The organism is Sphingopyxis sp. 10G20-10 (genome assembly GCF_057365075.1).
Genome location: NZ_CP195117.1, coordinates 208,483 through 222,010, shown reverse-complemented (window position 1 = coordinate 222,010; position 13,528 = coordinate 208,483). Strand labels below are relative to the sequence as shown.

At 60.3% G+C, this 13,528-nt stretch carries 6 protein-coding genes; 5 read left to right on the top strand and 1 reads right to left on the bottom strand.

Going from position 1 to position 13,528, the window contains the following annotated elements; genetic code table 11:
* Positions 1-91 precede the first annotated feature (91 nt).
* Genes gdhA through ACR3XE_RS01000 form a run of 5 tightly spaced genes read left to right on the top strand, consistent with a single transcriptional unit; the run spans position 92 to position 11,156 of the window.
* On the top strand, positions 92-1,447 hold the full coding sequence (gdhA, locus tag ACR3XE_RS01020; RefSeq protein WP_486185850.1) for an NADP-specific glutamate dehydrogenase: 1,356 nt from the start codon (positions 92-94) through the stop codon (positions 1,445-1,447).
* A gap of 52 nt (positions 1,448-1,499) precedes the next feature.
* Positions 1,500-2,939, top strand: coding sequence for a multiheme c-type cytochrome (locus ACR3XE_RS01015; RefSeq protein ID WP_473699418.1), 1,440 nt, complete (start codon positions 1,500-1,502; stop codon positions 2,937-2,939).
* A 2-nt stretch (positions 2,940-2,941) separates the two neighbouring features.
* Positions 2,942-4,930: a heme-binding protein gene (locus ACR3XE_RS01010; protein ID WP_486185849.1), complete on the top strand. Its 1,989-nt coding sequence runs from the start codon at positions 2,942-2,944 to the stop codon at positions 4,928-4,930.
* Entirely contained in the window at positions 4,930-6,888 is a 1,959-nt protein-coding gene (locus tag ACR3XE_RS01005; protein ID WP_473699420.1) for a hypothetical protein, read from the top strand. Before ACR3XE_RS01010 ends, ACR3XE_RS01005 begins: the two co-directional genes overlap by 1 nt.
* Entirely contained in the window at positions 6,888-11,156 is a 4,269-nt protein-coding gene (locus ACR3XE_RS01000) for an LVIVD repeat-containing protein (protein WP_473699421.1), read from the top strand. Before ACR3XE_RS01005 ends, ACR3XE_RS01000 begins: the two co-directional genes overlap by 1 nt.
* Positions 11,157-11,263: 107 nt before the next feature.
* Here the strand turns inward: ACR3XE_RS01000 and ACR3XE_RS00995 are convergent, their stop codons facing one another.
* Positions 11,264-13,357, bottom strand: coding sequence for a RelA/SpoT family protein (locus ACR3XE_RS00995; protein ID WP_473699422.1), 2,094 nt, complete (start codon positions 13,355-13,357; stop codon positions 11,264-11,266).
* Positions 13,358-13,528: the final 171 nt, after the last annotated feature.

The following is a 13,528-nucleotide window of genomic DNA, read 5'->3' as shown; positions in this document are numbered from 1 at the left end:
GATGGTGTAGCCTTTAAGGGGCAAGGTCGGTCAACGATTAATTACAAATAGGGTCGCACCGGCTTTCCCATAAAAACCAGGGGAGGGGTGCATGGCAGTATCAGATCACGTCGATTTCGCGACGTTCATGGAAGGCGTTCAAAAGCGCAATCCGGGGCAAACAGAGTTTGTCCAGGCGGTTCAGGAGGTGTCGGAAGATATTTTCGACTTCATCGCCGACAAAGAAGAATATCATTCGCAACAGATTTTGCGCCGCATCGCCGAACCCGATCGGGTGGTGTCTTTCCGCGTTTGCTGGGAAGATGACAATGGCAATGTCCGCGTTCAGCGCGGCTGGCGGGTCCAGAACAATAATGCCATTGGCCCCTATAAGGGTGGCATCCGCTTTCACCCCTCGGTAACCGAGAGTGTGCTCAAATTCCTCGCCTTTGAACAGACGTTCAAAAATGCCCTCACCGGCCTGCCGATGGGCGGCGGCAAGGGCGGCTCGAACTTCAACCCCAAGGGCAAGAGCGTGCGCGAGATCATGCGCTTTTGCCAAAGCTTCATGACCGAACTTTATCGTCACATTGGCGCGAACGTCGATGTGCCGGCGGGTGATATCGGGGTTGGCGGACGCGAAATCGGGTTCATGTTCGGCCAGTATAAGCGGATTACCAATGAATTTACCGGCGTGTTGACCGGCAAAGGTCTTGAATGGGGCGGGTCGCTGATCCGCACCGAGGCGACGGGCTATGGCGCGGTTTATTTCCTCGCCAATATGCTGGCTGCCAAGGATCAGGATCTCGTTGGCAAGACCGCCGTCATCTCTGGCTCTGGCAATGTCGCGACCCATGCGGCGGAAAAGATCACCCAGCTTGGCGGTAAGGTGCTGACCCTGTCCGATTCGGGCGGGTTTATCCATGACCCCGACGGCATTAATCAGGAGAAAATCGATTGGGTCAAAGCGCATAAAACCCATCGGCGCGGCCGGATCGAGGATTATGTCAACGAGTTTAAGGGCGCGAAATTCGTCGCTGGCAAAACGCCGTGGGGTGTCGAATGTGACGTGGCCTTGCCATGCGCGACCCAGAATGAGCTGCTGGGCGAAGATGCGCGGACGCTGATCAAAAACGGCTGCATTGCGGTTAGCGAAGGCGCCAATATGCCAACCGATCTGGAAGGCGCCCACGCGTTCCGGGCCGCGAAAATCATGTTCGCGCCGGGCAAGGCGGCCAACGCCGGCGGCGTTGCCGTGTCGGGTCTCGAAATGAGCCAGAACAGCGAACGGCGCAGCTGGAAAGAAGGCGAGCTGCAACAAATGTTGAAGGACATCATGGATGGCATCCACGCCAGTTGCCTGACTTATGGTGATCAGGGCGGCGGTCATATCGACTATGTGAAAGGCGCGAACATCGCGGGCTTCAAGAAAGTGGCCGATGCGATGCTGGCGTTCGGAGTGGTCTAAAAGGCTTGGCTTGCGACCCGTAACGATAGGCCGGGCATGAAGGGGTACAGGGATGACGACGCACGCTGGGGATGAGCGCGGCGATCGATCGTGGACAGCGGCAGGAGCGCTGGCGTTGATGCTGGCGATGCTCCTCGCCGCTGTGCTCGTCATCGCGCCGCCCGCTCGCTCACAGGACAAAGAGGGTGGACGCTTTTTGGGCGTTGCCTCTTGTGCCGGTTCGACCTGTCATGGCCGGATGGAGGGCGATGGCACCATCGTGCGTCAGGACGAACTGATGAAATGGCAGGAGCCGTCGACCCCCGGCGGTGCCCACAGCCGCGCTTGGGCGGTGCTCGGCAACAGCCGCAGCCAGTTTATCGCCCGCAATCTGGGGATTGGTGATCCGGCAAAGGCGACTATGTGCCTTGGCTGCCACAGCAGCACGGTCGCCAGCCGCGGCACCGCGCCGCTCGACGATGGGGTCAGCTGCGAGGCGTGTCATGGCCCGGCGGGCGGCTGGATCGCCAGCCATTATGCCGGGATCGGCACCAACGCCAATCCCGGTGCCGAAATGCGCGCCAAGCATCAATCGAACCTCAACGACGGGCTGCGGAAGCTGGAGGATCCGGTGGTTCGCGCCGGGGTCTGCGTCGATTGCCACTTTGGCTCGGCGGGCGAAGGCCAGTTCGTGACCCACAAGATCATGGCGGCGGGGCATCCGCGTATCAGCTTTGAGCTGGATCTCTTTTCGTCGCTGCAGGCGCATCATCACGAAGATGAGGATTATGGCTGGCGCAAATTCGGCGCTCCAACGGCGCGCACCGACCATATTCAGATGTGGGCGGTGGGACAGGCGACCGCACTCGAACGCAGCCTGTCGCTGTTCCAGACCAAGCGCGGGACAGAGGGCATGTTCCCCGAATTTTATTTCCTCGACTGCCACAGCTGCCACCGCCGCATTTATGATCAGGCCAAGCCGGTGAAGACCAGCATGGACAATCCGGGCCGCGCCGCGCTGCCCGAAGGGATGCCGCCCTATAATGACGAAAATCTGATCATGCTGGCCGCCGCCGCGCGCATCGCCGCGCCGGGGCTCGCCGACCAGCTTTCGGCGCGCACGGCGGCTTTCCATCGCGCCATCACCATCGACCGCAGCAACGCGGTCGCGGCGGCGGCGCAGTTGGGACAGACGGTCGCCGCGCTCAAAAACGCCTTTGCCTCGCGCCACTTTGCCAGCACCGACGGCTTTGCGCTGGTCGATGCGATTTCCGCAAAAGCGATCAGCGACCGCCTGACCGATTATTCGGGATCGCAACAGGCGGTGATGGGGGTTGATACGATGTTGAATGCGATGGTGTCGTCGGGCCGTATCACGGTCGGCGCGGCGGCGGGTATCCGCGGCGACATTGATCGGGCTTATGCAGCAGTCAAAGACCCCAACGCCTATCGTCCCGGCGATTTTCAGGCCTCGTTGGGTAGCGCCGTGCGCTCCATCCGGGCGCTGCGTTAAGGATGCGTAGCCGGTCCGCCTTGTTTCGTTCTGCGGCGCTGTCAGCCATCGGCGCGCTTGTTCTGGCGTCCTGCGGCGGCGGCGGTAGCGGCGGAGGCGGCGGCAATGCCCCGGCGCCCTCTCCGGCTCCCGTTCCGACGCCGACACCGGCGGGCAGCGCCTTTGTTACACCGGGCAATGAATCGCTGAGTATCGCCGATGTGCAAAAGGTGATGGCGCAAGCGATTGCCGAGGCGCAGGCTCAGGGGCTGCCGTCGGTGATTGCGGTGACCGACCGGTCGGGCAATGTGCTGGGTGTGTTCCGCATGAACGGCGCGCGCGCGACCGCGACCACGGCGGCTGCGCCCAATGGCATGAATATCGACGCGCAAAATGTGACATTTCCTGCGGAAGGCGGCGCGATCGCCAAGGCTATTACCGGCGCTTATCTGTCGAGCGCGGGCAACGCCTTTACCACCCGCACTGCCAGCCAGATTGTGCAGGAACATTTCCCGCCCTCTCCGACCACCTCCGGCCTTGAAAGCGGCCCCTTGTTCGGGGTGCAGTTCAGCCAGCTTCCCTGTTCGGACATGAGCGCACAATTCGGCGCACCGGGCGGCGCGGCGCTGATCGGCCCCAAACGCTCACCATTGGGATTGTCGGCGGATCCCGGCGGCATCCCGCTCTATAAAAACGGCACGCTCGTCGGCGGCATCGGGGTGATGGGCGATGGTGTCTATGGCAGCGACCCCAACATCCTCGACACCGACAATGATGCCGAGGAGAATATCGCGCTGGCTGGCACGCGCGGTTTCGAGGCACCGAGCGCGATTACCGCCGACAAGATTGCCATCGACGGCACGACGTTGCGCTTTTCGGACGCCACCTATGGCGGATTGAAGTCGGCAGCGGGAGCGAGTTTTGCCAGCTTTAACGGCAGCGCGGGCAATCTGGTTGCGGTTATCGGCTATGCCAATGCCGCGATCATCGCAGGCACCATCTATGGCACCGAAGCTTCGGGGATGCGGCCTTCGACCCCTGTCGAATTTTCCAATCCCGATGCCTATGTCCTCACCGATGGCAGCGGAACCAATCGCTTTCCGGTGCGCGGTGGAACCGACGCTGCGACCAACAGCGCGCCTTTGACTCAGGCCGAAGTGCGCGCGGTGATGGAAGAGGCCTTTACCGTGGTCAGCCGCGCGCGCGGCCAGATTCGCCGCCCGCTCGACAGCCGCGCCGAAGTGTCGATCAGCGTCGTCGACACCAATGGCGCGATCCTCGGCATCATCCGCGCGCCCGACGCCCCGATTTTCGGCACCGATGTCAGCTTGCAAAAGGCACGCACCGCGACCTTCTTCTCGGGCGCGCAGGCGGGCGCGCAATTGAGCGCGAACAGCAGCGCCGATATTCGCGCCTTTGTGCCCAAGGTCCGCACCTTCCTGAATGATCCGACCGCGCTCACCGGCACCTTTGCCTTTGCCGACCGGTCGGGCGGCAATTTGTCGCGCCCTTATTTTCCCGACGGCGAAGTCGGACGCCCGAACGGTCCGCTGTCGCGCCCCATCGCTCAGTTCAACCCCTTTTCCACCGGACTGCAATCGGCGCTGATTATCAGCAATCTGGGCCAGCATCTCGCCTTTGTGTCGGGGGCATCGGCGACCGACACGCCGCAGCGTTGCACCACGCTTCCTGATGTCGCGGCGGGGCAGAACCGGTTGCAAAACGGCATCCAGATTTTCCCCGGCTCGGTTCCGCTTTATCGCGGCAATCAATTGGTGGGCGGCATCGGCGTATCGGGCGACGGCATCGATCAGGATGATATGATCAGCTTCCTCGGCGCGCATAATGGCGGCGCACGGGTCGGCACCATCGGCAATGCTCCGCCCGCCATTCGGGCCGACCGCATCGTCGTGACCCTTGCGGATAATACAAAGGTGCGGCTGCGTTATATCAGCTGTCCCTTTGCGCCTTTCCTCGACACGAATATGCAAAATGTCTGCGACGGGCTGTAGTGAGCGCGCTGGGGACCAGTCTTTGGCCGATTATCGCCAGCCTCGCCGCGCAGGGCGCGCCCGATGCTGCCGCGCCAGACGCCGATGCGACCATAGCCCCCGAACCGCAAGTGGCCCCCGACGCCCAGCCGACGGCAGAAACCAAACCCGCCACTGATCCAGCGCTCGACACGCTTGTCCCGCCACCACCGCCGGTCGACTGGCAAGATATGCTCAAGGATGATCTGGTCACCCAGATTATCGAGGGCCGCCGCCGACCGGGCTATCGCCCCGACCTGCCCGACCAGCTGACACAGGATAATGAAGGCGCGCTGCGTCCGCCGCCGCCCGAAGCGTTTCCGGGGATGCAGGACCAATTGCCGATCCCTGACCGCTGGCGGCTGGTCGAAAGCCTGGGGGTGGTCAAGGAACGCTGGTTCGATCCCTATCACCAGAATACATTAAAGGGTGATCGCCCGATCGACCGCGCCAAAGTGCCTTGGTTGCCGATCAAGGGCGATGACTGGTTTTTTGTCGCCAATGCGGTGTCCGACACGGTGATCGAACCGCGCACCTTTCCGATTCCGGTGGGGGTGCAGACGACCGAACGCCCGGGCAGCCTTGATGTGTTTGGCAAGAACCGAAGTTTGGTGCTCTCGCAAACCTTTATCGGCGGCGTGGCGCTGATCAAGGGATCGACGGCGTTCAAGCCGCCCGACGTCGAATATCGCGTCACGCTCGCCTATAATCTCAACTATGTCGACGTGCCCGAACGGCGCGTCCTCGACGTGCGCCCGTCCAAGGCGAGCCACCGCTTTGACCATTTTGTCGGCGTGCAGGAATTGTTCGTCGACAAGCATCTGGGCAACGACAGCGACCGCTATGATTTCCACTCGATCCGTATCGGTATCCAGCCGTTTCAGTCGGACTTCCGTGGTTTTCTGTTCAACGACAGCCAGCTCGGCATCCGTTATTTCGGCAACCGCGACAACAACCGCTTCCAATATAATCTCGCGGCCTTTTGGCGGCTGGAAAAGGACACCAATTCGGGGCTGAACGACATCACCCAGACGCCGCGCAGCGACTGGTTATTTGTTGCCAATCTCTATCGTCAGGATCTGCCCGTTGTCGGGCTGACCAGCCAGATTACCGTCGCCTATAATATGAACCGCGAGCGCGATGATATTCAGATCGACCATAACGGCTTTCCGGTGCGTCCGGCGCTGCTCGGCGATTTGCGCGGGCGCGCTTATGATGTCGTTTATCTGGGCTATAATGCCGATGGCCGCATCGGTCGGCTCAACCTGACCGCCAGCCTTTATGCGGCAATTGGCGAAGACCGGAACAGCATTTTCACCAGCAAACCGGCGAAGATTCGCGCGGGCTTTGCCGCTGCCGAACTCAGCTATGATCAGGACTGGATGCGCTTTCGCCTGTCGGGTCTTTATGCCACCGGTGACGGTGATCCCTATAACAACACCGAAGGCGGCTTTGACGCGGTGTTCGAAAATCCGATCTTTGGCGGGGCCGACACCAGTTACTGGATTCGCCAGACCATCCCCTTTGCCGGCGGCGGGCGGGCGATTGCGATTAACGGACGTAACGGCATATTGAATTCGCTGCGCTCGTCGAAAGAGGAAGGCCAGTCGAACTTCAACAATCCGGGGACGGTATTCATTGGACTGGGCGGCGATTTCGACCTGTCTCCCGAAACGCGCGTCAGCACCAATTTCAACCATCTGTGGTTTGCCGACACGTCGGGGCTGCAAGTGCTGCGCAGCGAAGGCTCTATCCCCAAGGATCTGGGCTGGGACCTGTCGGTTGCGGGCATCTGGCGGCCCAAGGCAACACAGAATATCGTCGTTCGCCTCAGCGGAGCGGCTTTCCTGCCGGGGAGCGGCTTCAAGGATTTGTTCGAGAATAAGACCCGGCAAAACGCCTATTATTCGATTCTGGCCAATGTGATTTTGAGTTATTGATGATGATACGCAGGTTCTTCGCCTTCTTCGCTTTCCTTTTGATGTGCGCCAGTTTTGGCGGCGTCGTCGGCCATGCGAGCGAGGGGGAAAAGCCGGTCAAGGTCGATTATCGTTTCACCCCGCCCGCGCCGCGTGAGCAAAGCGTGGCCGATGTCGCGGCGAAATCGGATGGCTGTTACAGCTGCCACACGCGTACCGACGAACCGTCGATGCACAAAAGCCCGGCGGTGCGGCTGGGCTGCACCGATTGTCACGGCGGCGATGCGACGGTCATGGGCGATGCCAAGCTCGGCTATCAGGACCCCGCCAACCGCGCCGCGATGGCGCGCGCGCATCCGCAACCGACGCTGCCCGGCGAATGGCATGACAGCTCGGCAAACCCCAAACGCAGCTATACCTTGCTCAACCGCGAGGCGCCCGAATATATCCGCTTCGTCAATCCCAGCGACTATCGCGTCGCGCGCGAAGCGTGCGGCTCTTGTCACCTCGAAGTGATCGAGGCGGCGGAACGGTCGCTGATGTCCACCGCCGCGATGTTCTGGGGCGGGGGCGCCTATAACAACGGCATCCTTCCCTATAAAAATTACATCATGGGAGAGGCCTATACGCGTGCCGGCGATCCGGCGTGCATCTTGTCGCCGACGACGACGCTGTCCGCCGAGGAATATAAGAAGGCGTGCGACCCCAAATTCGGTTTCGACAAGATTTTGTCGGATAAAGAGAAAAAGCGCGGCGCGCTGTCCAAACTCTATCCGCTACCGGCCTGGAACGTCATGCCGCCGACTGATGTTTTCCGCGTCTTTGAACGCGGCGGGCGCACCATCAACACGCAATTTTCCGAAATCGGCCTGCCCAACCCGACCGGCAGCATTCAGCGGCTCGAAGAACCGGGGCGCCCCGACCTCAAACAGTCAAACCGTGGCCCGGGCACCGGTCTGCGCATCGCCATCGCGGTGCTCAACCTGCACAAAACGCGCCTCAACGATCCCTATATGTGGTTCATGGGCACCAACGACCAGCCGGGCGATTATCGCCAGTCGGGCTGTGCGGGCTGCCATGTCATCTATGCCAATGACCGCGAACCGCGCCACAGCCTGACCTATGCGAAATATGGCCGCGACGGACAGACGGCGACCGTCGACCCGACGATTGCCGAAAAGATGGAAGCTGTCGGTGGCGAACATGGTGGGGGTCATGGCGGGTTGATTGATCCGGCGCACGCCGACGATGCCCATGCCGCTGACGATCATGGCGCGGCGACCGACAAAAATATCCGCAAGGAATCGGGTCACCCGATCAGCCACAGCTTCACCCGCGCCATCCCGACCGCCCAGTGCATGAACTGCCACATGCACCAGCCCAATATCTTCCTGAACAGCTTCCTTGGCTACACCATGTGGGACTATGAATCGGATGCGCCGCAAATGTGGCCGGGGCCGGAGAACACGCGCCCCAAACCGCCGGGGATGAGCGACGCGGAGTATCAAAAAACCTATAAGCAACAGCATTATCCGACCGCCAAAGAGGTGCACGAGACACTTGAGCGTAATCCCGAAGGCGCGGCGCCCAAGGGGCTATGGTCCGACGTCGAATTTTTGCGCGATGTTTATGACGTCAACGAAAGCAACAAGGACACCCAGTTCGCCGATTATCACGGCCATGGCTGGAACTTCCGCGGCGTTTTCAAGCGCGACCGTGACGGCAATTTGCTCGATGCCGATGGCAATATGTCGACCTATGGCACCGACAAGGCGCATATCGTCGATCCCAAGGACCCCGACAAATGGCGCAAAAGCTGTTCAAGCTATAAAGATGCCAAACAGCGCGAATTATGCCTGACCACCGCGACCCCCGATGGCCGCGAGGGCAAATTTGTGCCCGCCGGACTCAACCCGGGCAAATCGGTGCATATGATGGACATCCATGCCGAAAAGGGGATGCAATGCGCCGACTGTCACTTTGCCCAGGACAGCCACGGCAACGGCTATATTCAGGGCGAAGTCGCCAATGCGGTCGAGATCGGGTGCAAGGATTGTCATGGCACCGCCGACGCGCTGCCCAATCTGCTGACCTCTAATGTCGCGGCGCGGCCGCAGGGCACCAATTTGGCGCTGCTGCGCAATCCCGACGGCAAACGCCGGTTCGAATTTCAATATGATGATGACGGCAAGGTGACGGGACTTATCCAGCGTTCGATTGTCGATCCCAAATTGCAGTGGCAGGTCAGCCTCGTCAAACAGAGCGTCACCAAAGGCCCGCATTTCAACGCCCGCGCCGCGCGCGCCAAGCTGATGTCCCGGTCGGGGGCAGAGGATGGCAGCTATGCCTGGGGTCCGGGCATAGCCAAGAAAGATCGCGCCCACGGCGAAAACACAATGACCTGCTTCACCTGCCATTTGTCATGGACGACAAGTTGCGGCGGCTGTCATTTGCCGATCGAGGCAAACTGGAAAACCAACTCGCACCATTTCGAAGGCGAGGAATCGCGCAACTTTGCGACCTATAATCCACAAGTGGCGCGCGACGAGATGTTCCAGTTGGGCCGTCATATGCTGACCAAGCCGGGTGAGCCCGATGCGGAGGGCAACCCGCGCGGGATTATCACGCCGGTCCGATCAACCTCGGCGCTGGTCCTGTCATCGACCAATATCAACCGCGAACGCATCTATATTCAGCAGCCACCGATTTCGGCGGCGGGCTTTTCCAGTCAGGCCTTTGCTCCGCATTTCCCGCACACAGTGCGAAAGCAGGAAACCAAGCAATGCAGTGATTGTCATATCTCTGACGCCGACGACAATAATGCCATCATGTCGCAACTGATGTTGCTCGGTACCAATTTCGTCAATTTCGTCGGGCTGAATGTCTGGTCAGGGATGGACGAAGGCTTTCAGGCCACTCGTGTCACCGAATGGGACGAGCCGCAGGCGGTGATCGGCAGCTATCTGCAAAAATATGCCTATCCCGACTATTATCGCCTGCACGTCGAACAAAATGGCCGCGAGCTTAAAAATTGGGTGCGCGGCAAGACGTTCGACAAAAAGGGATCGGGTGAAACCCACGCGCTCGAAGAATTCGCCAACATTGTTCAGGACACCAGCGGCCAGGTCAATTGCCTGCAACAGCGCGGCGAATATATGTTCGTTGCCGAGGGCAAGGGCGGTTTCCGCGTCTATGATGTGTCGTCGATCGGCAACAAGGGCTTTTCCGAACGCATCACCCGCGCGCCCTTCTCTCCGCTCGGCCATGACACGCATGTCAAAACCACCAATGCGACCTGTATGGCGATTGGCACCGATCAGCCGATCAGCATGAAACGCAACGAAGATATCCGCGCCAACTTCCCCGAAAATCTGGAACAGGAACTGCACCCCATCTACCGCTATGCGGTGATCACCGACAGCGTCGAAGGGCTGATTTTGGTCGATATCGACACGATGGCCGATGGCGAGTTCCGCAATAACAAGCTGAGCCGTGCGCTGACTTGGAACCCGGACAATGTCCTTGCCGGTGCGCGCCACATCACGCTGGCGGGCAATTATGCCTATATCACCACCGATGCGGGGCTTGTCGTCGTCGACCTGACGGTGCCGCTCCAGCCCAAGGTCACGGCGCAGCTGCCGCTTACCGATGCGCGCGCCAGTGCGCTGCAATTCCGTTACTTGTGGGTGACCGATGCAGACGGGGTCAAATTGTTCGACGTCACCCATATGGCGCAGCCGGTTCCGGTGCCATCGGGAACAGTGCATCTGGCGAACGCCCGCAAACTCTATGTCGCGCGCACCTACATGTATGTTGCGGCCAAAAATGACGGGCTGGTCATTGTCGATGTGACCAAACCACGGGCGCCTATCGCATGGCCGGGCATGACCTTTGATGGCAAATTGACCGATGCAGAGGATGTCATCGTCGCGTCGACCAATGCCTCCTTGTTCGCCTATGTTGCCGACGGTCGCCAAGGCATCAAAGTGCTGCAATTGACCAGCCCGAAAAATGCCGGTTTGTACGGATTCTCACCCAAACCGACGCCCGAACTGATCGCCTGGGCCAAGACGCCATCGCCCGCGCTTTCGTTGTCCAAGGGGCTGGACCGTGATCGGGCGGTTGATGAGACGGGCGGCCAGATTGCGGTCTTCGGCCGCCTCGGCTCGCGTCCCTTTACCCGGCCAGAGATGGAGAAGCTGTTCCTTACCAGCAAGGGCGCCGTGTTCAAGGTCAGCGACGAGGTTGATGAATCGGCATGGCGTCCGCCGCTCAAGCGGGACAACTAGCCCGTTTTCCGGTCGTGTCGAGCGCAGTCGAGACACCCATCACAGCTGCGCCATGCCGAGGGGCATCTCGACTACGCTCGATGAGAACGGGTTTTAGGAAGGCTGGCCTAAAGCCGCTCGGCCTGCACCACCTGGTCGGACGCGCGCAGCGCCGATAACAGCCGCATGACATGGTGGACGTCGCGGACTTCGACGACAATATTATAGGTGTGGAATCCGCCTTCGCGATTGGTCAGGCGCAAATTGGTGATATTCGCCGAATTGGCGGCAAGGATGCCGGACATTTCGGCGAGCGTTCCCGCTTCATTGACCAGGACAACGCACAGGCGCGCATTGCCGCCCTCGCTATCTTCTTGCCAACGCAGGTCGATCCAGTCAGCGTCAACCCCGTCGGCCAGCGCGGGACAATCGATGACATGGACCACGATCCCCTGTCCCTCTCGCGCCAGCCCGACGATACGGTCGCCGGGGACCGGATGACAGCAATCGGCAAGTTGAAAGGCGACGCCGGGGGTCAGCCCTTCGATCGACACGGCGCTGCCCTGATTAAGCTTTCCGGGCTTTGATTTCATTTCGGCGGAGATGCCGGGGACCAGCGCTTCGAGCACCGCATCGTCCGAAAGCTGGCGCTTGCCGATGGCGACATAAAGTGCGCTGTCATCCTCCAGTTTCAGCCGCTTGATCGCCGCCTTGCGCGCCTTGTCGCCAATCGTGCCGGGCAAGCGCGCGATAATCTCGTCGTAAATTTTAACGCCCAGTGCGGCGATATCGACCTTTTCCTTGGACCGCACATGGCGCCGGATCGCTGACCGCGCCTTGCCGGTAACGGCAAAGCCCAACCAAGCGGGTTGCGGGACCTGTTTGTCCGACACCAATATTTCGACCGTGTCGCCGTTAACGAGCTGGGTGCGCAGCGGCACCAGCCGCCCGTTGACCTTTGCCCCGACCGTCCGGTCGCCCAGTCCGGTGTGGACGGCATAGGCAAAATCGACCGGCGTTGCGCCTTTGGGCAGCTGATAGAGAGCGCCCTTGGGCGAGAAAGCGAAAATCCGGTCCTGATACATCGCGATCCGGGTGTTTTCCAACAACTCGTCGGGATCATGTGTCTGTTCGAGGATTTCGATGAGGTCGCGAATCCATCCGGCCTGCCCGTCCGGCCCCTCGCCCTTTTGCTTATACGCCCAGTGCGCGGCATAGCCGAATTCGGATTGCTGATGCATTCCCAGACTCCGGATCTGGATTTCAATCCGCATATTTTGTTGGTGCATGATGGTGGTATGGAGCGAGCGATAGCCGTTGCGTTTGGGCGTCGAGACATAATCCTTGAACCGGCCCGGAACCATTTTCCACTTGCGATGGATCAGCCCCAGTGCGGCATAGCAATCGGCATCGGTCGGCGTAATGATGCGAAACGCGATGATGTCGGTGACTTGTTCGAAACTGACATGCCGCTCCTGCATCTTGCGCCAGATCGAATAGGGATGCTTTTCGCGCCCCGAAATATCGGCCTCTATGCCCGCGCTGGCCAGCAAGTCCTTAAACTCGCGGGTGATGGTCGATACCTTGTCCTTGCCGCCCGCCGCCAGCTTTTCCAGCCGACCGGTGATCGTCGCATAGGCCTCCGGCTCCAACTCGCGAAAGGCGAGCAACTGCATCTCGCGCATATATTCATACATGCCAATCCGCTCGGCCAGCGGGGCATAAATATCCATGGTTTCCTTGGCGATACGCCGCCTTTTGTCCTCATTCTTGATGAAGTGCAGCGTGCGCATATTGTGCAACCGGTCGGCCAGTTTGACCAGCAGCACCCGAATATCATCCGACATGGCGAGCAGAAATTTGCGCAAATTCTCTGCGGCCCGCTCATTTTCGGTCTGGGCTTCGATCTTGGACAATTTGGTGACGCCGTCGACGAGCCGACCGACATCGGCACCAAACAGGCGCTCAATCTCCTCGGCGGTGGTCAGCGTGTCCTCCAGCGTATCGTGGAGCAGTGCAGTGACGATGGTTTCGGTGTCGAGATGCAATTCGGTCAATATGCCGGCAACCTCGACCGGATGGCTGAAATAAGGGTCGCCCGACGCGCGTTTCTGGCTGCCATGTTTCTGGACCGAAAAGACATAGGCGCGGTTGATCATCGCCTCGTCGGCGTCGGGGTCATAGGCGCGGACCCGTTCCAAAAGTTCATATTGGCGCAGCATCGCCCTCAATGTCGTGCAAAGTCGCGTAAATGCAATGCGAATCTTGCGAAAGCGGCGACGCATGACCCGCCTGAACAAATGGCCGCGCCGTCCCGTCGAGGGGCGGCGCGGCGGATGCGGCCCTGTGCGGACCTGGGCGGACGGCCTAGAGAGGGGAGGATGCCGTCCGCC